Source organism: Streptomyces sp. NPDC023527 (genome assembly GCF_055560115.1).
The window spans coordinates 308,681-333,662 of record NZ_JBVHJJ010000003.1 but is presented as its reverse complement, the minus strand read 5'-3'; the positions used below and the strand labels follow the sequence as shown (position 1 = coordinate 333,662).

Below are 24,982 nucleotides of genomic sequence, written 5' to 3'. Positions count from 1 at the left end.
GGTGTGAGCGGACACGAGGGCGGGGGCCGGGCGTGAGCGGTGGGCCGATTCTGGGCGACGACGATTTCCCCGTGGTGTTCCGAGCCGCCGACACCGCCTCCATCGCGGGGCAGCGGCGGTATATGTCCGTCACCAAATGGCGGCTCGTGCTGGCGGTCCTCGCCGCCGTGGGTGCCGCGTTCAGCATGACCGCCGCCGTCGCGGTGGTGCTGTTGGCGTTCGTCGGCACCGTCTGCCTCGAGGTGTGGATGCTGGCGGAGCGCCCGGAGCAGTCCTGGTACGACGGGCGGGCGCTGGCTGAATCCACCAAGACGCTGGCCTGGCGGTACGCGGTGGCGGGCAAGCCGTTCCCGGCGCCGCTGCAAGCCGCCCTTGCCGCGCGGAAGTTCCATGAGCGGCTGGAGGTGCTGCTGCGTGAGGCCCCTGTCAGCAGCATCGTCCCCGTGGGGTCGATGGCCGCCACGGACGCCATGAACCGCCTGCGCGAGAGCGACTTCGAGGTCCGCAAGAGCGCGTATCTCAAGGGCCGCATCGAGGACCAGCAGCAGTGGTACGGCAGCAAGGCCGAGCTCAACACCACCCTCGCCCACCGCTGGCGCCTGGTCCTGATCGCCGTCGAGGGGCTCGGGGTCATCGCGGCGGCGCTGCGGCTGATCGGATGGGTGGAGTTCGACCTGCCCGGCGTGCTGGCGGCGGTGCTGGGCGCCGGAGCCGCCTGGTTCGCGGTCCGGCAGTACGAGGCGCTCGGCAGGGCCTACACCTTCGCGGCGACCGAGCTCAGCATCGTCCACCAGCGGCTCACCCTGACCACCGACGAGGCCGCCTGGGCCCGGGAGGTCGCCGACGCCGAGGAGGCCATCAGCCGCGAGCACACGATGTGGCGGGCCGCGCGGGGCACGGTGTAGCGCCACCGGGGCACGGTGCGGCGCCACCGGAGATCCGCCCGCGCCCCTTGCCTGTCGGCCCGCAAGCCAAGAGCATGGCCCCGCAGCACCTGCACATGACGAAGCGTCAGTCGGCGGTGGGAGGTGCCATGGGTGTCGATGGATTGCGGGTCCTGCCCGAGGGCCGGTTGGCGTACGGGATGCAGTTGCCCATCACCTCACTCAGCACCCTCTACGCCGAGCCCTGGGAGGTCGAGGCCGGCCCCGCCGAACTGCGGACGATCGCCGGGGCCGCCGACCGGCTCGGCTTCGCCTACCTCGCCACCTGCGACCACGTCGCCGTCCCCACCCGCCTGGCCGCCGCCATGGGCACCGTCTGGTACGACCCCGTGGCCACCCTCGCCCACCTCGCCGCCGTCACCGAACGCACCCTGCTGCTCAGCCACGTCACCGTGGCAGCCCTGCGGCACCCTCTCGTCCTCGCCAAGCAGTACGCCACCGTCGACCGGCTCGCGCACGGAAGGCTCGTCCTCGGGGTCGGCGCCGGGCACGTGCGCGAGGAGTTCGAGGCCCTCGGCGTGGACTTCGAGCGGCGCGGAGCGATCCTGGACGAGACGGTCGACGCGCTGAAGGCGGCCCTCGGCCCCTCCGAGTTCCCGGAGTTCAGCGGCCGCCGCTTCGCCTTCCGGGGGCTCGGACAGGCGCCCCGGCCCGCCCGTACGCCCCGGCCGCCCATCTGGGTCGGCGGCTCCTCGCCCGCCGCGCTGCGCCGGGCCGCCCTGCGCGGTGACGGGTGGCTCTCCCAGGGCGACCGCCGCGAGGACCTGCCCCGCCGCGTCGCCACCCTGCGCCGGCACCGCGAGGAGGCCGGGCTCGACGGCCCGTTCGCCGTCGGCGCGATCACCGAGCCGCTGTATGTCGGCACGCCCGCCTGGGACACGGGTGCACGCACCCTGACCGGCAGGCCGGGGACGCTCGCGGAGTCGCTGCGGGTTTACGGCGGGATGGGCGTGGATCAGATCCAGGTGCGGTTTCGCTGCCGCGGGGTCGGTGAACTCTTGGAGCAGATGGAGGCGTTCGCCGACGGGGTGGCGCCGCTGCTTCGCGAGTAGGCGCCGAGGCCGGTCCTCGGGCGCCGGGCACGGTCCGATCCGTACGCCGACAAGGAAGGCGGCAACCGCCACATGGGCAAACTCGACGGCCGCGTCGTGCTCGTCACGGGTGCGGCGCGCGGCCAGGGGGAGCAGGAAGCGCGGCTCTTCGCCGCCGAGGGGGCGAAGGTCGTCCTCGCGGATGTGCTGGACGAGCAGGGGAGGGCCGTCGCGGACGGGCTGGGCCCGTCCTCGGCCGCGTACGTGCATCTCGACGTGGGCGAGGAGGCGGACTGGACGGCGGCCGTCCGCACCGCCAAGGAGACCTTCGGGAAGCTCGACGGCCTGGTCAACAACGCCGGCATCATCCGCTACAACGAGCTGGTCGACACCCCGCGCGAGGAGTTCCTGGACGTGGTGCGCGTCAACCAGCTCGGCACCTTCCTCGGTATGCGGGAGGCCTCGCCCGAGCTCGCGGCGGCCGGTGGCGGGACGATCGTCAACACCGCCTCGTACATCGCCTTCTCAGGCATCGCCCTCCTCACCTCCTACGCGGCGACCAAGGCGGCCGTCGTCGCGATGACGCGGGTGGCGGCGCTGGAACTGGCCGACAAGGGCATCCGCGTCAACGCCATGTGCCCCGGCGCCATCGACACCCCCATGACCAACCCGGCGTACCTCGACCCCGGCGCCGACCCCGTACGGGCGGCCGAGGCCGCCGCCGGGCTGTACCGGAAGGTGGTGCCGCTGGGGCGGGCCGGGCGGGCGGACGAGGTGGCGCGGCTGGCGCTGTTCCTGACGGCGGACGACTCCTCGTACGCCACCGGGCAGCCGTTCGTGCTGGACGGGGGCTGGCTGGCGGGGGCGCCGCTGTTCCTCTGACGCCGACGCGGGCCCGGCGGGCGCCGCGCTCCCTCTCTTGACGCTCCATGGCACCGGTGCCAGAGTCTCCCCAACTGATCTGACGTACCGTCAGAAATCTAGGGACGGACGGTGAACCTCCTTGGAATTCGGGATCTTTGTTCAGGGCTATGTTCCGGCGAGCCGGTCGCGGACCGACCCCGAGGCCGAGCACCACGCGCTGCTGGAGGAGACGGAGTACGTCATCCAGGCCGATCGGTCCGGCTTCAAGTACGCCTGGGCCTCCGAGCACCACTTCCTGGACGAGTACTCGCACCTCTCCGCGAATGACGTATTCCTCGGCTATCTCGCGCACGCGACCGAACGCATTCACCTCGGCTCCGGCATCTTCAACCCATTGCCGCAGGTCAACCACCCCGCCAAGGTCGCCGAGAAGGCCGCCATGCTCGACCACCTCTCCGGCGGGCGCTTCGAGTTCGGCACCGGCCGGGGCGCGGGCAGCCACGAGATCCTCGGGTTCCTGCCGGGCATCACCGACATGGACCTGACCAAGGAGATCTGGGAAGAGACGATCGCCGAATTCCCCAAGATGTGGCTCCAGGAGGAGTACCAGGGCTTCCAGGGCAAGCACTGGTCCCTGCCGCCGCGCAAGGTGCTGCCCAAGCCGTACGGGCGGGCCCACCCGGCCATGTGGTACGCGGCCGGCTCCCCCTCCTCGTACGCCATGGCGGCCGGCAAGGGGCTCGGCGTCCTCGGCTTCAGCGTGCAGAAGGTCTCCGACATGGAGTGGGTGGTCGACTCCTACAAGTCGGCGATCGAACGGGCCGAGCCCGTCGGGGCCTTCGTCAACGACAGCGTCATGGTCACCTCCACCGCGATCTGCGCCGAGACGCACGCCGAGGCCGTCGCGATCGCGGGCCGGGGCGGGCTGCACTACTTGCAGTCGCTGCTCTTCCGCTACCACGACACGTTCCCCCGTCCCGAGGGGATCCCGCGGTGGCCGGAGCTGCTGCCGGAGTACAGCGAGGAGATCATCGAACTGCTCATCGCCGAGGAGCTGATGATCTGCGGCGACCCGGACGAGGTCCTCCGGCAGTGCAAGCGGTGGGAGCAGGCGGGCGCGGACCAGCTGTCCTTCGGGCTGCCGATCGGGGTGCCGTACGAGGACACGATGCGGACGATTCGGCTCATCGGGGAGCACGTCGTTCCGAAGATCGATACGGATCCCGTGCATCGAACCTCGCGGTTCCGCGAAGCGGGCTGATTCCGGGTTCGCTATTCGTCGGGGCGGCGCCTCCCGGAGCGTCGCCCCGGCCCCTGGCCTCCGGCCTTGGCCTTCCGTCCCGGCCTACCGGCCGGGTGTCCTCAAACGCCGGACGGGCTTGATTTCGCGCCCGTCGTCGTTCATCTGCGGCGGGCGAAGACCGATTCCGGCGCCCGGGCGTCCTTCACGTGAATCACATCCCGCGACCCGAGACCGAGGTGAGAGGTCCCATGCTCGATCACCTGATCAGGCGCGCCACCGTCGTCGACGGCACCGGAGGGCCCTCCTATCTTGCCGATGTCGGGATACGTGACGGGCGGATCGCGGTGATCGGGGTGCCGGGGCGGACGCTCGTGGGGCGGGTGGGGGAGCGGGCGCGGACCGAGGAGGACGCCTCCGGGCTCGTCCTCGCGCCGGGGTTCGTCGATCCGCACACGCACTACGACGCGCAGCTCTTCTGGGACCCCTACGCCACCCCGTCCATGAGCCACGGCGTGACCACCGTCGTCGGCGGCAACTGCGGCTTCTCGCTCGCGCCGCTCAACCCGGAGCGGCCCGCCGACGCCGACTACACCCGCCGGATGATGAGCAGGGTCGAGGGCATGTCGCTGGCCTCGCTCGAAGAGGGCGCGCCCTGGACGTGGTCGGCGTTCGGCGAGTACCTCGACGCGCTGGACGGACGCATCGCCGTGAACGCCGGGTTCATGGTGGGGCACTGCGCGCTGCGCCGCCATGTGATGGGCCCGGACGCCGTGGGCGGGCAGCCCGACGCGCGGCAGCTGGCGGCGATGACCGCGCTGCTGCACGAGGCGATGGACGCCGGCGCGTGGGGGCTGTCGACCACCCAGTCGTCCACCCACTCCGACGGCGACGGCAGACCCGTGGCCTCCCGGCACGCGCTCCCCGCCGAACTGATCGCCCTTTCCCGCGCCGTCGGCGAGCACGAGGGCTCACAGATCGAGGCCATCGTCTCCGGCTGCCTGGACCGCTTCTCGGACGCCGAGATCAGCCTCCTGGCGGAGATGACGGCCGCCGCCGGCCGGCCCCTGAACTGGAACGTCCTCACCGTCGACGCCGCCGTCCCCGAGCGCGTGCCCCGCCAGCTCTCCGCGAGCGCCCGGGCCCGCGCCGCGGGCGGCAGGATCGTGGCGCTGACCATGCCGATCCTCACCCCCATGAACATGTCGCTGGGCACCTTCTGCGCCCTCAACCTCATCCCCGGCTGGGGCGAGGTCCTGGGCCTGCCCGTGCCGCGGCGCATCGACAGGCTGCGGGAGGAGTCCGTACGGGCGGAGCTGCTGCGGCACGCGAACAGCGAGGAGGCCGGGGTGTTCCGCCGGCTGGCCGACTTCGGGCGGTACGTCATCGGGGACACGTACGCCAAGGAGAACGAGGGCCTCACCGGCCGGGTCGTCCGCGACATCGCCGCCGAGCGCGGCATCGACCCCTTCGCCTGCCTGGTGGACATCTGCGCCGCCGACGAGCTCCGTACGGTCCTGTGGCCGATGCCCACCGACAACGACCCCGCCAGCTGGGAGCTGCGCCGCCGCACCTGGGCGCACGAGGACGTCCTGCTCGGCGGCTCGGACGCGGGGGCGCACCTGGACCGGATGTGCGGGGCGCCGTACACGACGCGCTTCCTCGGCGACTGCCTGCGCGGGCGCCGGCTGCTGCCGCTGGAGACGGCCGTACGGATGCTGACCGACGACCCCGCGCGCCTCTTCGGCCTGCGCGGCCGCGGCCGGATCGCGGAGGGGTGGTGCGCCGACCTCGTGCTGTTCGACCCGGCCCGCGTGGACGCCGGCCCGGCCACGCTCGTCCACGACCTGCCGGGTGACGGCCCGCGGCTGGACTCGCGGGCGGTGGGGGTGGTGAGCGTACGGGTCAACGGGGTGGAGACCGTGCGGCACGACGTGATGACGGGGGCGGTGCCGGGTGTGGTGCTCCGGTCGGGGCGGGACACGGAGACGGTGGGGACGTGACCGGCTGCCGGGAGGGGCACGGGAAATTTTTGAACCGGGACAAAGGGTGCGCCGGTGCGATTCCCGTAGAGCTGCGGTCGGGTGACACACCTGCGTGTTACCGGTCGTAACCTCGCCTTCCCCTTTCTTTGCCAGGTCAACTCGCCCTGTTGATCGATTGGTTCAAGGTTCGAAGACTGGATCGTGAACCTCCGGATACGGAAACAGCAGCACCTAACGTCCTGCTCATGGTTCAGACAGCGCCACGGCCCCGGGCCGGAGACACGGTGACGAGCGTCGGCCCCGGTACCGGACGTGCCAAGGGCCTCGGCGGCAACTCCGTCGGCCTGCTCGGCAGCGCCGTCATCGGCATCTCCACCGTCGCGCCCGTCTACTGCCTGACCTCCACCCTCGGCCCGACCGTCGGCCAGGTCGGCGTGCAGATGCCCGCCGTCTTCCTCGCCGGCTTCCTGCCGATGCTGCTGGTCGCCTTCGCCTACCGCGAGCTGAACAAGGCCGTGCCCGACTGCGGCACGTCGTTCACCTGGAGCGTCCAGGCGTTCGGCCCCCGCGTCGGCTGGATGTGCGGCTGGGGCCTGGTCATCGCGACGATCATCGTGCTGTCCAACCTCGCGGGCGTCGCGACCTCCTTCTTCTACCTCCTCCTCGGCGAGATCACCGGCAGCGAGGCGAACGCCTCTCTCGACGAGAGCCGTCCCGTGCACGTCGTGACGTGCCTCGCCTTCATCGCCGTCGCGACCGCCATCAGCTACCGCGGCATGACCGCGACCAAGGGCGTCCAGTACGCCCTCGTCGGCCTGCAGCTGGCCGTCCTCGCCGTCTTCGCGGCCATGGCGCTCGTCAAGGCCCGCTCCGGTGGCCTGAACGGCTCCATCGACTTCTCCTGGACCTGGCTGAACCCCTTCGCCGTCCAGTCCTTCGCCGCCTTCACCGCCGGGCTCTCCCTCTCGATCTTCATGTTCTGGGGCTGGGACGCTTGCCTTACGGTCAACGAGGAGACGCAAGGCAGCGCGAAGACACCCGGCCGCGCCGCGCTCATCGCCATGGTGGTGCTCGTCGGCTCGTACCTGCTGACCGCCGTGGCCACGCAGATGTTCGCCGGCGTCGGCGAGGAGGGCACCGGCCTCGGCAATCCCGACACCGTCGGCAACGTCTTCGCCGCCCTCGCCGACCCCGTCCTGGGCACGGTTCTGGGCGTCCTGCTCTTCGTCGCCGTCCTGGCGTCCGCGGCCGCCAGCTTGCAGACGACGTTCCTGCCGGTTGCCCGCACGGTCCTGGCCATGAGCGCGTACGAGGCGCTGCCGCCCTCCTTCACCCGCATCCACCCGCGCTTCCGCTCCCCGGGCCGCGCCACGGTCGCCGCGGGCATCGCCACCGGCGTCTTCTACGCCGTGATGAGCTTCCTCAGCGAGAACGTCCTGATCGACACGGTCTACGCCCTGGGCCTCATGATCTGCTTCTACTACTCGATCACGGCCTTCGCCTGCGCCTGGTACTTCCGCGCCGACCTGCGCCGATCGGCCCGCGACGCGCTTTTCAAGGGCGTCTTCCCGACGCTGGGCGGGCTGCTCCTCGCCGCGGTCTTCGGCAAGACGCTGTACGACATGTGGGACCCGGCGTACGGGAGCGGGAGCGCGGTCCTCGGCGTCGGCTCGGTCTTCGTGATCGGGGTGGGGCTGCTGCTGCTCGGCGTGGTGCTGATGCTGGTGATGCGGCGCCGCAGCCCGGCGTTCTTCCGGGGCGAGGTCCTGACGCGGTCGACACCGGCGCTGGTGGTCGAGGACTGAGAGGTCAGGCGGCGGCTGTTCCGCCGGCCTCCGGGGCCGGATCCAGGACCGCCTCGACGTCGACGGTGACGTCGACCATGGCGCTGACGACCACTCCGCCACGGTCGACCACGTCGTTCCAACTCACGCCGAAGTCGTGGCGGTTGATGCGTGTGTGAGCGACGAAACCGGCGCGTCGCCTGGGGCCCATGTTCTTGTCGCCCTCCCACCAGGGGGTGTCCCACTGCCCCAGATAGGTGACGTCGAACGTCACCGGACGTGTCACCCCGCGAACGGTGAGATCTCCACTGACCTCGAACTCCGTCGCGCTCGCCTGATGGACCCGGGATCCGGAGAAACTCCACGTCGGGTGGTTCTCGACGTCGAAGAAGTCCGCACTGCGCAGGTGGGCGTCGCGCTGCGGCTGGCCGGTGTAGACCTGTGTCGCGTCGAGCGTCGCCTCGACGCGGGCCTTCTCCGGCTCGTCGGGGTCGACCTCCAGGGTCCCCTGCACGTTCTTGAGCTGGCCGCGCACATAGGTGACCATCATGTGTCTCGCGCGGAACTCCGCGCCGGTGTGGCCGGGCTCGAAGAACCATCTGGTCGTGGCCATGGCAGCTCCCTGGCACGGACGGGCGCCCCCTGCAGCCAGGATAGGGCTGGTGGGAGCGGGGGGCCTTCCCGGCCGTGACGGCAGCGCGCAGGGTGCGTGCGAGCGCCGGTGGATGGCAGCGCGCACCGGCGCTCACGCGTGTACGGGTGCGGTGGCCGCGCTACCGCACCCTGGGATGCCGTCGTTTGTCGGACAACATGGCCGGAAAGATCTCGTGCACCCGCCACGCGTGATCGACAGAGGAGAGTCCGTGACCCCCTTCAAGCGCGCCGCCGCCGCCCTCGCCACCAGCATCCTGCTCACCGCCGGTGCCGCTGCGCTGGCCGCACCGGCCCATGCCGCCACCCACATCAGCATCCTCGGCTTTGCCGGCGCGGACGCGAATGGCACGATCGGCCTCAGCGGCCCCGGAGGCGTCCGGTTCCTCGAAGTGCCGAACCCCCTTGCCCCCGTTGTCTGACCCACCTGATACCGCCGCACCCGCGGAGAGGCCACGGCCCCAGCCGGCAACACCGCCCTGGCCTCTCCGCGTTGCCCCTGCGGGGGCCGTGGTCACAGCCGACCGGACCGGACCTCGTCGATGAACGAGGCCCATGCGGCAGCGGGAATGGTGAGGGCGGGACCGTTCCTCTGCTTCGAGTCGCGGATGGCTATCCGGTCCGCCCGGCAGGCGAGCTCGACGCAGTTCTGTCCGGCGTTGCTGTAGGAAGACCTGACCCAGTGGTCGTGCTGGCCGGACCGGACCTCGTCGATGAACGAGGCCCATGCGGTGGTCGGCACGATGACGGCTGGGCCGTCGTCCTGCTTGGAGTCGCGTATGCCGATTCGCTTGGGCAGCACCGTGACCGAGACGCAGCCGATGCCGCCGTTGTCGGTGCTGTAGGAAGACTTGAACCAGGATTCCTCGTCGGCTACTTCCGACGCTGTCGGACGAGTATCAGTTTTCATCGAGTTCCTCCGCTAGGCGGTGCAGGAATTCGGAGGTCTTGGCCGGGGCCAGAGCGCCCTCTCGCATGGCATCGAACTTCCTGGCGTGCCGCCAGACCTCGCGTGGCTTGTCGGACACCGTCATCGCGGATGGGCTTTCGTGCATGACGACGGGTTCCAGCGCGGCGTCGAAGTCCAGAATGACGAAGTTGTCGAATGCGCGGTACGTCGCCAGATTCAGCGGAAGGATCTGAACCGTCACGTGATCGAGTGCGGCCATCTTCTCGATCTCCTCGTACTGGTCACGCATGACGTCGGGACCGCCGATCACTCGGCGTAGCGTGGCCTCGTCAAGGATCACGCGCAGTTCGATCGGGTTGTCTCCGTGGATGATGTGCTTCCGCTCCATGCGAAGAGCCACGTTCTCCTCGACGAACTCGGTCGTCCTCTCGTCGACCGGCTTCGACGTCATGTACAGAGCCCGGGCGTAGCTCTCGCTCTGCAGGAGTCCGAAGATGGCCTGAGGGTGCCATGCGCGCATGGCGGAGGCATCGGATTCCAACCCCGCGTACAGATACTCTCCTGACGGCATGGAATGCCGGTACGGCCTGTACCAGTCCGCGCTGAGCGACTCCCGGTGAAGTGTCAGCAGGTGTTCGCGGTCGACGCGATCCTCGACTCCGTACAGCACGAGCAGGTCATCCAGGTCACGAACCTTGGGCAGTTGGTTGTGGCCGCTCTCGACCCGGTTGAGCTTCGTTTCCGAGCTCTCAATGGCCGCGGCGGCCTCCTTGGTGCTGTATCCCTTCCTCTCTCGCAGGCGCTTGAGCTCCTTGCCCAGCTCTCTCCGGCGGAACGTCGGACCGCGTCGTGCTGCCAACTCTGAGCCCTCCCGATGCCTTGCTCGGCCGTCGCGCCCCTGTATCGCCGTGGCGCGCCCCAGATGGTGCTCGGCGGGCCCCTGTTGGCCTTTGGAGACCGCTCTGTTGGCAGTCTCGCACTCCCTGTTCCTGGCTGTACAAGCCATGCCCTGGTTCTGTCATATGCCATTTTTGGCGGGAATGTTGGCCGAGCTTGCAGGTGCGGTCGCCGCTGCGAAACGGTGGTTGAGCCATCGGCGCGAATCCCCTCACCGCTCATGAAGGAGCCGACCATGCCCTTCTTCCCTTACACCGCCCGCCCTGGCGCAGGACACGCCCTCACCCCGTCGCCGGACCCGACGCGGATGCGAGCGGAGATCGAAGACGTCATCCGCGAAGCCACCTCCATGCACCGCATGCTGCCGACCCCCGAACGGATGCGCGCGCTCACCGACCGGCTCCGTGCGTACATGAGCGCGACGCTCCCGGTCGTGGAAGCCACCGTGCGCGGCCGGCCCGTGGACGACCCGGTCCGCCTGGACGCCCTCGCCGTCGTCGCGGAGGCGCGCTACCGGCTCGGGCTCGGGCCCGGCGACGGGTACACCTCGGCGATCACCCTCGCCAGGAGCCTCGGCTGGGGCGCGGAGGCGTTGCTCCGCCAGCAGCGGCGGCTGCAGGGCACGGGAGGCGTCGCGGTGACCGGTTCCTGCGGGCCCGCCGTCATCGCACTCGGGCCCGGCGAGACCTGCGTCGTATGCCTGGAACTCGCCCGAGTGCGCCACCGGTTGGAGCTCCGGCACGACTGGGCCGGGATGCGGCGCGCCGATGCCCGGCTGGCGGAGCACCGGGACGCCGTTCACGCCGACGGCAAGGGCACGCCGCCGCCCGGGCACGCGGACGGTCAGGTGCCGCAGCCGGGTTCCGGGGCGCGCGGGAAGTAGCCGGGCATGCCCAGGTGGGACGAGCGGCGCGCCGCGCCCGACGCGGCCGCTCAGCGCCGCGCGGCCGTCGCGTCGGCCGAAGACGTCCTCCTGGAGGAAGTCCTCAGGTCACCGGCCGGGGCCCGGCCCCTCGTCCCGGCCCAGGAAGATCGGGTTCGTCATCGCCACCATCGGCCCCGGCACCCCCGACGTCCCCCCGTCCGCCGCCGGTCGTCGCACCTCAGCCCGTACGTACGCCGCGTACGAGGGGGTCGTGCGCCACTCCACCCGGCCGTTCGCCGGGACCGGTGTGGTCAGGAGCCGGCCCTGGTCCGTCACGAACGACGCCTGGCAGTCGGCCGGCACGCCCGTCACCTCCAGCCGGACCGTCACTTCCGCGTCGCGGTCGGCCCGCAGGCGGTCGCCGATTCCGGCGTGGGCGCCGCGCCCGCCCGCCGCCGTGAAGGCCAGCCGGACGGCCGAGGACTCCGCGATCCAGCTGTGTCCGGCGCGGAGGCCCGCCTGGAGGGCCGGGCGGGAGAGCTCCTCGGCCAGTACGACGGTCTGCGGGTGGCCCACGGTCTGGGGCTCGCGGTGGGCGTCGCTGTTGCCCATGGCGGGCAGCCAGCGCCCGCCGTCGCGGGCCGCCGCGACGAGGGTGTTGTCCCACTCCGCGATCGTGACCTCGTCGTCGGGGGTGAACGGGCCGTTCCAGACCTCCACCGCGTCGGCGTCGTCGAAGCCGAACTTCCAGTTGCAGCCGACGCAGGTGGCGTGCGGATGGGCCGGTACGACCAGGCCGCCCGCCCGGCGGATCGCACGGGCGAAACGGCCGAAGGCGTTGTCGCGGGCGCGGTAGCGCCAGTCGACGAAGACGCCGGGGTCGATGCCGAGCGCGACGACGTGGCCGTTGCGGGTCGTCACCTCCTCGCCGGTGAGGATCAGCAGGTCATCACCCCACAGGCCCTCCCACGCCCGGTGCGCGGCGCTCGTGTTGTGCTCCGTCGTCGTGATCCAGTCCAGTCCGGCCGCCCGCGCCGCCGCCGCGATCCCGGCCGGGGTGCGCAGTCCGTCGGAGTGCACGCTGTGCAGGTGGTTGTCGCCGCGGTACCAGGCGCGCCCGCGCCCCTTGGCGCGCTGCGGCGGGTACACCGGCTCCGGCGTCGTGCCCGGCGCCCCGTACCGCAGGGTGACCGTCACCTCGTACGCCAGGCCTTGTGGCGCGACGGTGTACGGGCCGAGGCACACGTGCCAGGTGCCGGGGCGCACGGGCCCGGGAAGATAGCCCGGCGTGGCGCGCTCCGCCGAGATCGCGAACTCCGTGCGCGCCCCGCCCGACCAGCCGCGGAAGCCCGCCCCGCCCAGGTCCGTGCCGCGCTCGTCGAAGATGCCGATGTCGCAGGCGTTGCCGGTGGTGCCGGGCGGCACGGCGGGTCTGTCGTACGCGTAGGAGACGGCGATCTCGCGGACGCCGCGCGGTACCTCCACAGGGAGGTACACGAAGTCCGGGGCGCCGGTCGGCAGCCGCCCGGTGACCTTGCGGGACTCCTCCGTGCCGGGCCGCGCGGGCCCGTCGGCGCGGGCGAACGTCACGGGGTCGAGGGTGGACACGCCGGCCGTGCCGGCGACGGCGGTCAGCTTCAGAAGGTCGCGTCGGTTCATCATCCGTGCCTCCGCAGTGGCGTGGGGACACCGTTGTACGCCCGGGTGGCGTGCGCGGGAACGGGTACGGGCGGGTGGATTGCGGTCCGCGGTCGCGTGGGCGCCGTCGTGGCCGGGAAGTCCACCCGGGGGACCGGATTACGACAGTCGCATGGCGTACCGCCCCGTTCGGGATCCGCCGCGCGCCGCAGGGCATACGGTGACCCCACGCCGCCCCACGCCACGTTACGACGGAGGTGCCTCCCCGCATGCGGATCGCCACCACGGTCTTTCTCACGGACGAGACGATCAGCCCGGTCCGGCTCGCGCGCGAGCTGGAGCAGCGCGGCTTCGACGGGCTCTATCTGCCCGAGCACACCCACATTCCGGCCAGCCGGGACACCCCCTCGCCCATGGGGGAGCCGCTGCCGCCCGAGTACGGGCGCGCCCTCGACCCGATGGTCGCGCTCGCCCAGGCGGCCGCCGTCACCGAGCGGATCACGCTCGGCACCGGCGTCGCGCTCGTCGCCCAGCACGACCCGATCGTGCTCGCCAAGCAGGCCGCCACGCTCGACTTCCTCAGCGACGGCCGCTTCACGCTGGGCATCGGCTACGGCTGGAACGTGGAGGAGGCCGCCGATCACGGCGTGGACTGGAGACGGCGGCGCGACCTGGTACGCGACCGGATGGCGCTGATGCGAGCCCTGTGGGCGGAGGAACCGACGGCCTACGAGGGCGAGTTCGAGTCCGTACGGGCGAGCTGGGCGCATCCCAAGCCGCTGACCCCGGCCCGGGCGCGCGAGGGTGCGGAGCCGCTGGTGGGGCCGCGCGTGCTGATCGGCGGGGCCGCCGGGCCGAAGCTGTTCGCGCACATCGCGGAATACGCGGACGGCTGGCTGCCCATCGGCGGCAGCGGTCTGGCGGAGGCGCTGCCGGTGCTGCGCCGGGTGTGGACGGAGGCGGGCCGCCCGGGGGAGCCGGAGGTGGTGCCGTACGCCGTGCGGCCCTCGGCGGGGAAGCTCGTGCACTACGCCGAACTGGGGCTGCGGGAGGTCGTGGTGGGGCTGCCGTCGGCGGACGAGTCGGAGGTGCTGCGGGCCCTGGACGCGCACGCGGACTTCCTGTGAGGGTTTCCCCAGGTCGGAGTGGCCGCGACCGCTGCGGAGGCTGCCTCCGTCTGGCGTGACGAGAGGCACACGGAACGACGGGTCTCCACGCCCCTTCCCGGATTGCGCCCGCTCGTATGCTCGGACAATGACTTCGAGCGCGCAGGAACCCGAGCAGGCGACACCGACCGCGAACGCCATGCGGCGCGCGCTGAGGCGCGCCCGCGACGGAGTGGCTCTGGACGTCACCGAGGCCGCCGTGCTGCTCCAGGCGCGCGGTGACGACCTCGCCGATCTGTGCGCGTCCGCCGCACGGGTGCGGGACGCGGGCCTGGAACAGCACGGGCGGCCCGGCGTCATCACCTACTCGAAGAGCGTCTTCATCCCCCTCACCCGCCTCTGCCGCGACAAGTGCCACTACTGCACCTTCGCCACCGTCCCCGGCAAGCTGCGCCGCGCCGGTCACGGGATGTTCATGTCCCCCGACGAGGTCCTCGCCATCGCCCGCCGCGGCGCCGAACTGGGCTGCAAGGAAGCCCTGATCACCCTGGGCGACAAGCCCGAGGACCGCTGGCCCGAGGCCCGCGAGTGGCTGGAGGCCGAGGGCTACGACGACACCATCGCGTACGTACGGGCCATGTCGATCCGCATCCTGGAGGAGACCGGGCTGCTGCCGCACCTCAACCCCGGCGTCATGTCCTGGACGGACTTCCAGCGCCTGAAGCCGGTCTCCCCGTCGATGGGCATGATGCTGGAGACCACCGCCACCCGGCTGTGGAGCGAGCCCGGCGGCCCGCATCACGGCTCCCCCGACAAGGAGCCCGCCGTCCGGCTGCGCGTCCTGGAGGACGCCGGGCGCAGCTCCGTCCCCTTCACCAGCGGGCTGCTGATCGGGATCGGCGAGACGTACGAGGAGCGCGCGGAGTCGCTGTTCGCGCTGCGCCGCGTCTCCCGTGCCTACCACGGCATCCAGGAACTCATCATGCAGAACTTCCGCGCCAAGCCGGACACGGCGATGCGCGGCATGCCGGACGCCGAGCTCGACGACCTGGTCGCCACCGTCGCCGTCGCCCGGCACATCATGGGCCCCGCCGCCTGCCTCCAGGCCCCGCCCAACCTGGTCGCCGGCGAGTACGAGAAGCTCATCGGCGCCGGTATCGACGACTGGGGCGGCGTCTCCCCGGTCACCCCCGACCACGTCAACCCCGAGCAGCCCTGGCCGCTCATCGACGAACTCGCCGAGCGCTCCGCCGCCGCCGGCTTCGAGCTCCGCGAACGCCTCGCCGTCTACCCCGAGTTCGTCCAGCGCGGCGAGCCCTGGCTGGACCCCCGCCTGCTGCCGCACGTCCGCGCCCTGGCCGACCCGGAGACGGGCCTGGCGCGCGAGGACGCCGTCGTCGAGGGCCACCCCTGGCAGGAGCCCGAGGACGTGTTCGTCGCCGCGGGCCGCACGGACCTGCACCACACCATCGACACCGAGGGCCGCACCGCCGACCGGCGCGAGGACTTCGACGAGGTCTACGGCGACTGGGAGGCCCTGCGCGAGGCCGCGGCCCCCGGCATGGTCCCGTCCCGTCTCGACGCCGACGTGCGCCAGGCGCTCAAGCAGGCCGCCGACGACCCCACCCGGCTGACCGACGCCGAGGCCCTGGCCCTGCTGCACGCCGACGGGCCCGCCCTGGACGCCCTCTGCCGCGTCGCCGACGACCTGCGGCACGCGACGGTCGGCGACGACGTCACGTACATCGTCACGCGGAACATCAACTTCACCAACGTCTGCTACACCGGCTGCCGTTTCTGCGCCTTCGCCCAGCGCCGCACGGACGCCGACGCCTACACCCTGTCCCTGTCCCAGGTCGCCGACCGGGCCGAGCAGGCGTGGGGGCTCGGCGCGACCGAGGTGTGCATGCAGGGCGGCATCCACCCCGACCTGCCGGGCACCGCCTACTTCGACATCGCGCGGGCGGTCAAGGAACGCGTCCCCGGCATGCACGTGCACGCCTTCTCGCCGATGGAGGTCGTCAACGGCGCCACCCGCACCGGCATGTCCATCCGCGAGTGGCTCACCGCCGCGAAGGAGGCCGGGCTCGACAGCATCCCGGGCACGGCCGCCGAGATCCTCGACGACGAGGTCCGCTGGGTCCTCACCAAGGGCAAGCTGCCGACCGCCACCTGGGTCGAGGTCGTCAAGACCGCGCACGAGGTGGGCCTCCGCTCCTCCTCCACGATGATGTACGGGCATGTGGACCAGCCCCGCCACTGGCTCGGCCACTTCCGGCAGCTGACCGAGATCCAGAAGGAGACGGGCGGCTTCACGGAGTTCGTCACCCTCCCCTTCATCCACACCAACGCCCCCGTCTACCTCGCCGGCATCGCCCGCCCCGGCCCGACCATGCGGGACAACCGCGCGGTCACCGCCATGGCCCGGGTGCTGCTGCACCCGCACATCCCCAACATCCAGACGAGCTGGGTCAAGCTGGGCGCGGAGGGCGCGGCGGAGATGCTGCGCTCGGGCGCGAACGATCTGGGCGGGACGCTGATGGAGGAGACCATCTCGCGGATGGCGGGGTCCTCTTACGGCTCGTACCGCTCGATCCGCGACCTTGTCGCTATCGCGGATTCGGCTGGGCGGGCGGCTCGGCCGAGGACGACGTTGTACGGGGAGGTATCGGCTGAGCGCCAGGCGGCTGCGATGGCGTCGGACGGGCACCTGCCGGAGTTGCTGCCGGTGCTGGGCGACTGACGGTCCAACCGCCGGACGGGCTGGATGTGGCCGGGGCGGAAAGCCAGGCGCGGCGGGGCAGGAAATCAAGCCCGGCCGGCGGTTGAGGCCAAGGGGGCCCGGGGGCTTGCCCCCGGATTCGGGAAGGGGCGGGGCTGGGGAAAATCCAGGATGTTGCCGACTTGTCGACAGGCTCCGACTGGACGGCAACAGTCCGCCACTTAGGGTGGCCCGCATGTCTTGGCCCCAGAACCCCCCACAGCCCCACCAGCCCCAGCACCCCCACGGCGGCGGCGCCCCGGAGCCCACCGCCGTCGACCAGCCGGCCGTGCAACTGCCCCCGCCCCCGCCCGGCGGCGGCGTCCACGCCCAGCCGACGGTCTTCGCACAGCCGGCGGTGCCCTCGCCGCCCCCGCCCCCGGCGCCCCCGGGCCCGTACCAGCAGCAGCCTCCGCAGGGGCCGCCGCAGCAGCCGTACCAGCCCCCGCAGGGCCCCTCGGGCGGCAACAACAAAACGCTCCTCGCCATAGCGGCAGGCGTAGTCGCCCTCGCGGTCATCGGCGGCGGCGCCTTCTTCCTCCTCAAGGGAAGCGGCGACGACGACAAGAAGAGCGAGCAGGCCACGGGCGCCCCCGCGCAGCAGGGCGGCAAGGGTGAGAAGGGGGAGAAGGGCGGGACCGACGAGAAGCCCGCCCAGCCCGCCGAGGGCGGCACCGCGCCGAAGGACGGTCAGCCCATGGTCGCCGGGTGGCAGACGCAGAAGCGGGCCGAGCACCACTTCCAGTACGACGTGCCCGGCACGTCCGAGCGGTGGAAGACGCTGCCGTCGGACACGGCCGTCTCGTACACCGACAACGGCAAGCCCGTGGTCGTGATGACCGGCACCGCCAATTACCGCGAGGGCGGTTGTTCTTCCAGCGCCAACCCCGACTCCGTCGGCGAGGCGGGCAAGGGCCAGCTCGCCACGGTCGGCACCACCGGCGGCGGTACGGACGGGACCATCGAGCAGAACGCCGTCAACTGGGCCGGCAACTGGGGCGTCATGGCCTACGGCGGCGTGGGCGCCGACAAGCCGAAGATCGAGGTCGGCAAGGCCGTGCCGTGGAAGAAGAACGGCATCGATGGCTACACCGCCACCGCGAAGGTGACCGTCACGCACCGCCCGAGCGCCTGCGTCCCGCCCTCCGCGATCGTCAAGAGCATCGCCCGGAAGATGCCGGACGGCACCTTCCACGGCTGGGTGATCTACGCCGACCAGGGGGTGCCCGACGCGCTCTCCGAGGCGCAGATCGACAAGATCATGAGCACCGTCCGGCCGGACAAGGGCTGAGTACTGATCACCAACGCTCGAATACAGTGCTGGATCAGTCCGACACCGTGACGCAGGAGGCCAGAACATGACCACGACCGCCGGCGCGCGCATCGCGCTCTGGAGCAGGGCGGACTGGCAGGACTTCCGGGCCCGGGTGCGCGGCTGTCTGCTCGGCGGGGCGATCGGCGACGCGCTCGGCGCGGGGATCGAATTCGAGTCCCTGTCCGCGATCCGCGCCGCGCACGGGCCGGCCGGGGTGACCGACTACGTCACCGCGTACGGGCGGCGCGGCGCCGTCACCGACGACACCCAGATGACGCTCTTCACGGTCGAGGGGCTGATACGGGCCCATGTGCGCCGGGACACCGGGGCCTGGCACCCGCCGACGGACGTCCACCGGGCGCATCTGCGCTGGGCCGCCACCCAGCGCCACCGGGGCCCCGACGAGCGCACGGCCGACGCGGGATGGCTGGCGCGCGAGGAGTGGCTGTACGCGCAGCGGGCGCCCGGCAACGCCTGTCTGTCCGGCCTCGCCGATGACGTCATGGGCACCCTCCAGGCGCCCAAGAACCCGGAGTCCAAGGGGTGCGGCGCGGTCATGCGCTCGGCGCCGTTCGGGCTGCTCGTCGGCTGGGAGCCCCAACTGGTCTTCCAGCTCGCGGCCGAGTGCGCCGCCCAGACCCACGGCCACCCCTCCGGCTACCTCTCCGCCGGCGCCTTCGCGGCCATCGTGCACGGTGCCGCGCGCGGCGAGGCCCTGGAGAGCTCGGTCCAGCGGGCCCTGGCCCTGCTGGCCGAGCACCCGGGCCACGAGGAGACCACCGAGGCGCTCCAGGGCGCGCTCGCGGCCGTACGTCAGGGCCTGCCGACGGCCGAGCGGCTGGAGTCCCTCGGTCAGGGATGGGTGGCGGAGGAGGCCCTGGCCATGGGCGTCTACTGCGCGCTCGTCGCCGAGGACCTGCGCCACGGTCTGCTGCTCGCCGTCAACCACGGCGGCGACTCCGACTCCACCGGCTCGCTCTGCGGCAATCTCCTCGGCGCGGTGCACGGCGAGACGGCGCTGCCGCCCGCGTGGCTGGCCGAGCTGGAGGGCCGGGCGACGATTCTCGAACTCGCCGACGATTTTGCGATGGAGCTGACCCAGGGTCCGGCGCTGCACGGCCCCACCGACCCCTCCGCCGCCTGGCTTACCCGCTACCCCCGTACCTTGCGCTAGCGGGCCCGCACGGCGTGCCGGGGGCATTGCGACAGCACAGGACCCTCGACACGGCCGAGCCCTCTCGGCCAGGTCGGGGTGCCTGGCGAGAGGGCTCCGCGCGGAACCGCACTATCGATGGTGAAGGGATCTATCGGCCGGATCCGTCAGAGGTCGTGGGCGCCAGCGGTAACGGTCGTCACGAACGCGGTCCACGCATCCGGGGTGAAGCCCAGAACGGGGCCCTGGGGGTCCTTGGAGTCACGAACCGCAATGGATCGGGGGAGAGGAGAAGCGACCTCCACGCAGTCGCCGTTGGCCAGCGAGTACGAGGACTTCCGCCACGTGGTGTTTCCCTGCTGGATGGCCATGATTGCTCCCGTTGCCTTGGTAGTGCTTTGGTGAGTATTGCCTTCATCAGAACGCCGGTCGAAGCGCCGGTTTCCCGAGGTACGACCGACGTTACGCGTCAACATCACTTGATGAATGGCCTGTTCACTCGACCGGATGGCATATACCGGAAGGTGCTTCCCCGTTGGGTGGCAGCAGGTGTACCGTGCGGCCCTTTCAGGCCGCCCACTCCTCCGCGACCCTGTCGATGAACTGCCGCGAGTGCTCGGCGTTCAACGCCTGCATCCGCAGATGCTCGTACATCACGCTGTACGTCTGGACATCGTTGGGCTTCTCCAGATAAAGGTCGCTGGTGATGCCCTCCAGATAGACCGTGCTGGCGTCCTGCGGATCGGTGAACTCCAGGATGGAGAACTTGCCGTACATCCCCGGGTGCGCGCCCACGTCGTACGGCAGTACCTGCACGGTGATGTGCGGCTCCAGGCTGAACTGCACCAGCCGGCGCATCTGCTCGCGCATGATCGCCCGACTGCCGACGATGCGCCGCAGCGCCGACTCGTCGATGACCGCCCACAGGCGCAGCGGGTTCTCCGGGTCGGTGATTCGTTCCTGCCGCCGCATCCGCACCTGCACGCGGCGCTCGATGTCGGCGGCGGTGGCCTCCGGCCAGGAGCCCTCCGTCACCGCGCTCGCGTAGTTCGGGGTCTGCAGCAGGCCCGGCACGAGCGACGCCTCGTACACCCGCAGCGAGGCGGCGTCGGTCTCCAGGCCGATGTAGACGCTGTACGGGATGTCGCCGAAGGCGTGCCACCAGCCCTGCTGACGCGACTCCTTCGCCATCTGCATCAGCGAATCGACGATGCGGTGGTCCTCGACCCCGTACACCCCGCACAGGTCGCGGACGTCGCGCTGGCTGATGCTGCGACGGCCGTTCTCCAACCGACTGATCTTCGACTGCGAGACCAGTAGCCGCTCGGCCACCTCTTCGGCGGTCATGCCCTTGAGTTCGCGGAGCTTGCGCAGCTCCTGCCCCAATCGGCGCCGCCTGACGGTGGGGTTGACACTGGACGCCACGGGACGCACCTCCGGCTCCGTCATGCTCTGTCTCCTGACCTCGCAGCCTGCCACCACTGGCCGGGGCGGCGCTGGAAAATGCCGACACAGAGTCCGCTCGCGGTGACGCGTGACGTGCGGTGATCCTGATTCGCCGGACACGTGTGCGCGGGGCGGAGGACCGTTCCGCCATCCCGGGCGGGCGGTCCACCACCCCGCGCGTTGTCGCGGCTCCCGAACCGGCCGGGGATTCGCGGTGCGGTCTGCTGGAGCTGCCGTGTGCTGTGAGGGTGCTGAGGGTGTGCTGTTCCGTGCGGCGTGCTCTGGTGTTGAGGGTGGTGCGGAACCGCCGGCGCTGTGGCCGCGCCGGGACTGCGAAGCGCGGTTACGGGCGCCCGGCGGCTTTAACGGTTCACCGGCTGGGGGACCGGTTCACGAGGCGCCGGCACGGGCCATGACGGCCGTCCCGTGCGCCACGGACTGCGCTGCGGCCCTGGAGGCCCCTACCGCGGCCCGTACGGGCGGCGTGCGGCGGCCCGAGCCGTTGCCGTTGCCGGCGGGTGCCGGGGCTCGGCGGGGCTGGGCGGCGGCGCCGTTCTGCACATCCATCACCGCGTGGGCCACGAGTCCGCCCATCGGGTCGTGCCTGATGAGATCCCGGAGCCTGGAGCGGGAGGACCGCCCCTCGTTGCCCGGGTAGAGATGCTTGCCGAGGCCCACCGCGTGCGCCAGCGCGGCCAGCGCCGCGGTCCGCGGGTCCGGCGGCACGCCGGTGCGGATCGCGCTGTCCAGCCGGGCCCTGATCTCCCGGCTGATCGCGGTGTCCGTCGCCTGATAGCGGGTCGTCGGCAATACCCCGCACATCTGGCCCGCCACGGCACTGACCATGCCGCACCGCTCCAGGTGCGTGAGATACGTCTGACGCAGCCCCAGCCGGGGCCCGCCGATCCAGTGGACGGCGCGTACGGGACTGCCGCGACGACGCAGCAGCTCCAACGCGGAGTCCAGTGTCGGATCTCCTGTCGGCCGTGGCATCACCACGGCGATACGATCCCCGTCTGGGGCTATCCGTCCAGCCAGAGCCAGCTCCACTAGCTGTGCCCCGGCAAGACCCAGGTCGAGCGACTGCGGCTGCGCCGTGGTTCCCGTGGCCGGGTCCAAGGCGAGCAGCAGAAGCTCCTCCGGAATTGTTCTGCGGCTCCTGCCCATCCATGCCTCCCCGCGTGGATGAGTGACAGGGTGACCCCTCTCACATTGGTCTGTCGAGAGTGCGTGGTGGCTTCGGGTGGGAACCGGTAGGTATGTCGTCTCGTCTTGCACGAGGGTGAGGCCAGTCGAACCCCACTGACGGTGCGGTTGCGCGGTGGCGCGACCGCGACACAGGACACTGGTAGGCGTTGAAGGTTCGGGCCACGGGGCGTGGGTTTGCCCCGCGGCGGCGTATGGCGTGGGAATTCGAGGAGGCATCGGTGGCGGGCGAGTCCCCCGACAAGTCGAAGCAGCGGAAGTCGTCGGGGGAGACGACTGGCGGCGAGCGCGACCCGAGGCTTGGGGTTTTCCGGGAATCCGGTAAGTCCCAGGGTGCGGGCGAGACGACGGATTCCCGTTCCGGTAAGGACGCGGAGAAGGCGTCGAATACGGATGCGGATGCAAAGCGCTCCGCGGGTGCCGCGGATTCTTCGGGCGCGGCAGAGGCGGCCTCCCCGCCGCGCGACGCCCGCCTGAAGGCGGCCGTCGCCGCGTGGGTGGCCGGCTCGGACGAGCCGGACCCCGGCTCCACCGAGGGTTCCGCTTCGGGCTCCGACGAGGCTCCCGCGAAGCCGTCGGGGGACCGTGCGACGGCCGTCCTCGGCTCCACGCGGCCGAAGGCCGAGCGAGCCGGTTCCGGCTCCGCCGACCGCGCGACGTCCGTTCTCGGCTCGGCGCGGCCCGGTGCCGCCGACAAGGATTCCGTTTCCGCTGACGCGACGGCGCACCCGAAGGGCGAGAAGGCCGGAGAGGATTCCGGTTCGGACTCCGACGCCGGCGACTCCGCCGAGGCTCCCGCGAAGCCGTCGGCGGACCGTGCGACCGCCGTCTTCGGCGCCGTGAAGGCCGACAAGGGCTCCGGTTCCGGTGACGCCGGTACGAAGAGCGCCGTGAACGGTTCCGGCTCCGCCGCCCGTGGCGCTGCGCGCCCGGCTTCGGAGGGTGGCGACGCGTCCGTGAAGGACGGCGACGCCCTGGCCGACCGTGCCGCACGTTCCGCTGCGGACGGTGGCGACGCTCCCGCGAAGGACGGCAAGGCTCCGGCCGACCGTGCGACGCCTGCCTCTGGCGCTGCCCGCCCGGCTTCGGAGGGTGGCGACGCGTCCGCGAAGGACGGCGACGTCCCCGCCGACCGCGCCACCGCCGTCTTCCGCACGGTGCGGCCTGCTGCTAGCAGTGGCGATGCCTCCGCCAAGGACGGCGACGCTTCCGCCAAGGGCGACGCCCCGGCCGAGCGTGCATCGGCCGCCTCCGGCGCCGGACGCCCCGCTGCGGACGGTGCCGACGCTTCCGCGAAGGACGGCAAGGCCCGCGCCGACCATGGCGATGCCCCTGCCAAGGGCGCCGACGCCCCCGCGAAGGGCGACGCCCGCGCGTCCGGTGATCAGCCCACCGCCGTCTTCGGCATCGTGAAGCCCAAGGTCGGCGACACCGGCACGGGCAAGCCCAAGGCCGGCGGGACCGACACAGGGAAGCCCAAGGGCGGGAAGCCCAAGCGCAGCGACTCCGTCGATCAGCCGACCGAGCTGCTCAAGGCCCCCGAGGTGCCCGCCGCCAAGGCGGCGGAGCGCAAGGGGGCCGCCGAGTCGGACTCGGAGCGTACGAGTCAGTTCGTGCCGCTGAAGGCCCTCGACGGCGTGGGCGCGAAGACCGAGCGGCCGGCCAAGCCGGCCATACCGGTCAGCGTCACCCCGCCCGCCGCCCCGCCGAAGGCGAAGGTGCCCGCCCCGCAGGCGCCCGCCGCGGGCGAACCCGCGGGTGAGCCCGCCGCGCCCCTCGACCTGCTCGCGCAGCTGACGAACACCCCGCCGCCGCCGGAGACCCCGGTCCGCACCGCCGTGCGCCGGGTCAAGATCTGGACGCCGCTGGTCCTGCTCGTACTGATCATCTTCTGCGTCGTGCAGGCGTTCCGCCCGCTGCCCGACCCGAAGCTCACGGTCGCCTCCGCCAAGGCCACGTACACCTTCGGCGGCGAGAAGTTCGTCATGCCGTGGCCCGACCAGGGCCAGGCCGCGGCCAAGGTCGCCGGTGTCGGCAGCCTGGGGACGTTCGGCGAGGAGAAGCCCGTACCGACGGCGAGCGTCGCCAAGGTCATGACGGCGTACGTGATCCTCAAGAACCACCCGCTCAAGAAGGGCGAGGCGGGGCCCGAGGTCCCGGTCGACGCGCAGGCGGAGCAGGACTCCCACGCCGCGGACGAGTCGAAGGTGACCCTGACGCAGGGCGAGAAGATCTCGGAGTACGACCTGCTCCAGATGCTGCTCATCCCCTCCGGCAACAACGCCGCCCGCCTGCTGGGCCGCTGGGACGCCCAGTCCAAGGAGGCGTTCGTGGCGAAGATGAACGACGCCGCCAAGTCGCTGGGCATGACCAACACGACGTACACCGACCCCAGCGGCCTGGACCAGACGACCATGAGCACGGCCGTCGACCAGCTCAAGCTGGCTGAGGAGGTCATGAAGGACGAGGTCTTCCGCGAGATCGTGCACAAGCCCAACACCAACGTCGCCGGCGGCCAGCACCTGAACAACAACAATGACGAGCTGCTGCTCAAGCCGGGTGGGCTGGGCATCAAGACCGGATCGAGCACCCCGGCGGGTGGCGCCCTGATGTGGGCCGCCAAGCGGACGATCGGCGGCAAGGAGCAGCTGATCCTGGGCGTCACCATGGACCAGCACTTCAAGGGCGGTCCGGACGTCAACGCCGAGATGAGCCTGAGGCTGGTCAAGAGCGTCAGCTACAAGATGATCAAGGCGGTGCAGGACTCCCTGACCTCCGTGAAGATCGTCAAGAAGGGCGAGGTCGTCGGCTACGTCGAGGACGGCCTGGGCGGCAGGACCCCGGTCGTCGCCACGCGCGACCTGACCGGCGCCGGCTGGCCCGGCATGACCGCGAAGCTGACCATCGGCAAGGGCGCCAAGAAGACGCTGCCGCACACCGCGAAGGCGGGCACGGAGATCGGTGAGCTGACCGTGGGCAGCGGCACCGGCGCGATGACGGTGCCGGTGGCGCTCCAGAAGCCGCTGGCCGAGCCGTCGTTCGGTGCCAAGCTGACGCGCATCGGCTGAGGCGGCCGCGAAGGCCGCGAGAGGCGGTCCCTGGCCCGTACGAGTACGTACGGGCGGGGGGCCGTTTCGCGGTTCCGGCGGGGCCGCGCAAGCGTGCTAGCGTCGCGAGGGTTTGGGT

General features: G+C 71.5%; 20 protein-coding genes. 13 read left to right on the top strand and 7 right to left on the bottom strand.

All coding sequences use genetic code 11. The features are described 5' to 3' along the window. The first annotated feature begins 71 nt into the window (after positions 1–71). The 6 genes from ACZ303_RS08490 to ACZ303_RS08465 all read left to right on the top strand — a co-directional run bounded on the left by ACZ303_RS08490 (position 72) and on the right by ACZ303_RS08465 (position 7,869). Entirely contained in the window at positions 72–905 is an 834-nt protein-coding gene (locus ACZ303_RS08490) for a DUF4231 domain-containing protein (protein ID WP_467336435.1), read from the top strand. 128 nt (positions 906–1,033) lie between these two features. Then, entirely contained in the window at positions 1,034–1,996 is a 963-nt protein-coding gene (locus ACZ303_RS08485) for a TIGR03619 family F420-dependent LLM class oxidoreductase (RefSeq protein ID WP_467336433.1), read from the top strand. Between the two features lie 72 nt (positions 1,997–2,068). Then, a complete protein-coding gene (locus ACZ303_RS08480) occupies positions 2,069–2,857 on the top strand; it encodes an SDR family NAD(P)-dependent oxidoreductase (RefSeq protein ID WP_467336431.1) in 789 nt (262 codons plus the stop codon). 121 nt (positions 2,858–2,978) lie between these two features. Next, positions 2,979–4,100: an LLM class flavin-dependent oxidoreductase gene (locus ACZ303_RS08475; protein ID WP_467336428.1), complete on the top strand. Its 1,122-nt coding sequence runs from the start codon at positions 2,979–2,981 to the stop codon at positions 4,098–4,100. Between the two features lie 230 nt (positions 4,101–4,330). Next, a complete protein-coding gene (locus ACZ303_RS08470; RefSeq protein WP_467336426.1) occupies positions 4,331–6,082 on the top strand; it encodes an N-acyl-D-amino-acid deacylase family protein in 1,752 nt (583 codons plus the stop codon). 227 nt (positions 6,083–6,309) lie between these two features. Further along, complete coding sequence (locus ACZ303_RS08465) at positions 6,310–7,869, top strand: APC family permease (RefSeq protein WP_467336424.1); 1,560 nt, start codon at positions 6,310–6,312, stop codon at positions 7,867–7,869. A 4-nt stretch (positions 7,870–7,873) separates the two neighbouring features. Here the strand turns inward: ACZ303_RS08465 and ACZ303_RS08460 are convergent, their stop codons facing one another. Continuing rightward, a complete protein-coding gene (locus ACZ303_RS08460; RefSeq protein WP_467336422.1) occupies positions 7,874–8,461 on the bottom strand; it encodes a YceI family protein in 588 nt (195 codons plus the stop codon). A 250-nt stretch (positions 8,462–8,711) separates the two neighbouring features. Here ACZ303_RS08460 and ACZ303_RS08455 point away from each other — a divergent pair, with 250 nt between their 5' ends. Continuing rightward, the gene (locus ACZ303_RS08455; protein WP_467336420.1) at positions 8,712–8,921 is read left to right on the top strand and encodes a hypothetical protein; all 210 of its coding nucleotides are present in this window, start codon (positions 8,712–8,714) and stop codon (positions 8,919–8,921) included. A gap of 92 nt (positions 8,922–9,013) precedes the next feature. Here the strand turns inward: ACZ303_RS08455 and ACZ303_RS08450 are convergent, their stop codons facing one another. Next, positions 9,014–9,409 (bottom strand): DUF397 domain-containing protein, encoded by a 396-nt coding sequence (locus ACZ303_RS08450; protein ID WP_467336418.1) that lies wholly within the window; start codon positions 9,407–9,409, stop codon positions 9,014–9,016. Beyond that, entirely contained in the window at positions 9,399–10,268 is an 870-nt protein-coding gene (locus tag ACZ303_RS08445) for a helix-turn-helix domain-containing protein (RefSeq protein ID WP_467336416.1), read from the bottom strand. The genes ACZ303_RS08450 and ACZ303_RS08445 overlap by 11 nt, the downstream gene beginning before the upstream one ends. Positions 10,269–10,541: 273 nt before the next feature. Between ACZ303_RS08445 and ACZ303_RS08440 the strand changes: the two genes are divergently transcribed. Next, entirely contained in the window at positions 10,542–11,189 is a 648-nt protein-coding gene (locus ACZ303_RS08440; protein ID WP_467336414.1) for a DUF6415 family natural product biosynthesis protein, read from the top strand. 108 nt (positions 11,190–11,297) lie between these two features. Here the strand turns inward: ACZ303_RS08440 and ACZ303_RS08435 are convergent, their stop codons facing one another. Next, on the bottom strand, positions 11,298–12,830 hold the full coding sequence (locus ACZ303_RS08435) for a CehA/McbA family metallohydrolase (protein ID WP_467336699.1): 1,533 nt from the start codon (positions 12,828–12,830) through the stop codon (positions 11,298–11,300). A gap of 248 nt (positions 12,831–13,078) precedes the next feature. Between ACZ303_RS08435 and ACZ303_RS08430 the strand changes: the two genes are divergently transcribed. The 4 genes from ACZ303_RS08430 to ACZ303_RS08415 all read left to right on the top strand — a co-directional run bounded on the left by ACZ303_RS08430 (position 13,079) and on the right by ACZ303_RS08415 (position 19,165). After that, positions 13,079–13,936, top strand: coding sequence for a TIGR03619 family F420-dependent LLM class oxidoreductase (locus ACZ303_RS08430; RefSeq protein WP_467336412.1), 858 nt, complete (start codon positions 13,079–13,081; stop codon positions 13,934–13,936). Positions 13,937–14,063: 127 nt separating this feature from the next. Then, positions 14,064–16,658, top strand: a complete 2,595-nt coding sequence (locus ACZ303_RS08425) for a bifunctional FO biosynthesis protein CofGH (protein WP_467336410.1) — start codon at positions 14,064–14,066, stop codon at positions 16,656–16,658. Between the two features lie 214 nt (positions 16,659–16,872). After that, on the top strand, positions 16,873–17,967 hold the full coding sequence (locus ACZ303_RS08420; RefSeq protein WP_467336408.1) for a DUF8017 domain-containing protein: 1,095 nt from the start codon (positions 16,873–16,875) through the stop codon (positions 17,965–17,967). Positions 17,968–18,034: 67 nt separating this feature from the next. Continuing rightward, positions 18,035–19,165 (top strand): ADP-ribosylglycohydrolase family protein, encoded by a 1,131-nt coding sequence (locus ACZ303_RS08415; RefSeq protein WP_467336406.1) that lies wholly within the window; start codon positions 18,035–18,037, stop codon positions 19,163–19,165. A 146-nt stretch (positions 19,166–19,311) separates the two neighbouring features. On the opposite strand, the gene ACZ303_RS08410 is transcribed toward ACZ303_RS08415, so the two are convergent. The 3 genes from ACZ303_RS08410 to ACZ303_RS08400 all read right to left on the bottom strand — a co-directional run bounded on the left by ACZ303_RS08410 (position 19,312) and on the right by ACZ303_RS08400 (position 21,757). Further along, positions 19,312–19,515 (bottom strand): DUF397 domain-containing protein, encoded by a 204-nt coding sequence (locus ACZ303_RS08410; protein ID WP_467336404.1) that lies wholly within the window; start codon positions 19,513–19,515, stop codon positions 19,312–19,314. 196 nt (positions 19,516–19,711) lie between these two features. Beyond that, positions 19,712–20,569 (bottom strand): helix-turn-helix domain-containing protein, encoded by an 858-nt coding sequence (locus tag ACZ303_RS08405; RefSeq protein WP_467336697.1) that lies wholly within the window; start codon positions 20,567–20,569, stop codon positions 19,712–19,714. Between the two features lie 411 nt (positions 20,570–20,980). Further along, a complete protein-coding gene (locus ACZ303_RS08400; protein ID WP_467336402.1) occupies positions 20,981–21,757 on the bottom strand; it encodes a GOLPH3/VPS74 family protein in 777 nt (258 codons plus the stop codon). A gap of 260 nt (positions 21,758–22,017) precedes the next feature. Between ACZ303_RS08400 and ACZ303_RS08395 the strand changes: the two genes are divergently transcribed. Next, positions 22,018–24,864 (top strand): D-alanyl-D-alanine carboxypeptidase family protein, encoded by a 2,847-nt coding sequence (locus ACZ303_RS08395; protein ID WP_467336401.1) that lies wholly within the window; start codon positions 22,018–22,020, stop codon positions 24,862–24,864. Positions 24,865–24,982: the final 118 nt, after the last annotated feature.

Bases quoted from the DNA above. Each gene is read 5' to 3' on its own strand.
- ACZ303_RS08485 (WP_467336433.1), top strand. From the start codon at position 1,034: ATGGGTGTCGATGGATTGCGGGTCCTGCCCGAGGGCCGGTTGGCGTAC.
- ACZ303_RS08480 (WP_467336431.1), top strand. From the start codon at position 2,069: ATGGGCAAACTCGACGGCCGCGTCGTGCTCGTCACGGGTGCGGCGCGC.
- ACZ303_RS08470 (WP_467336426.1), top strand. From the start codon at position 4,331: ATGCTCGATCACCTGATCAGGCGCGCCACCGTCGTCGACGGCACCGGA.
- ACZ303_RS08465 (WP_467336424.1), top strand. From the start codon at position 6,310: ATGGTTCAGACAGCGCCACGGCCCCGGGCCGGAGACACGGTGACGAGC.
- ACZ303_RS08460 (WP_467336422.1), bottom strand. From the start codon at position 8,461: ATGGCCACGACCAGATGGTTCTTCGAGCCCGGCCACACCGGCGCGGAG.
- ACZ303_RS08450 (WP_467336418.1), bottom strand. From the start codon at position 9,409: ATGAAAACTGATACTCGTCCGACAGCGTCGGAAGTAGCCGACGAGGAA.
- ACZ303_RS08440 (WP_467336414.1), top strand. From the start codon at position 10,542: ATGCCCTTCTTCCCTTACACCGCCCGCCCTGGCGCAGGACACGCCCTC.
- ACZ303_RS08435 (WP_467336699.1), bottom strand. From the start codon at position 12,830: ATGAACCGACGCGACCTTCTGAAGCTGACCGCCGTCGCCGGCACGGCC.
- ACZ303_RS08430 (WP_467336412.1), top strand. From the start codon at position 13,079: ATGCGGATCGCCACCACGGTCTTTCTCACGGACGAGACGATCAGCCCG.
- ACZ303_RS08425 (WP_467336410.1), top strand. From the start codon at position 14,064: ATGACTTCGAGCGCGCAGGAACCCGAGCAGGCGACACCGACCGCGAAC.
- ACZ303_RS08420 (WP_467336408.1), top strand. From the start codon at position 16,873: ATGTCTTGGCCCCAGAACCCCCCACAGCCCCACCAGCCCCAGCACCCC.
- ACZ303_RS08415 (WP_467336406.1), top strand. From the start codon at position 18,035: ATGACCACGACCGCCGGCGCGCGCATCGCGCTCTGGAGCAGGGCGGAC.
- ACZ303_RS08410 (WP_467336404.1), bottom strand. From the start codon at position 19,515: ATGGCCATCCAGCAGGGAAACACCACGTGGCGGAAGTCCTCGTACTCG.
- ACZ303_RS08400 (WP_467336402.1), bottom strand. From the start codon at position 21,757: ATGGGCAGGAGCCGCAGAACAATTCCGGAGGAGCTTCTGCTGCTCGCC.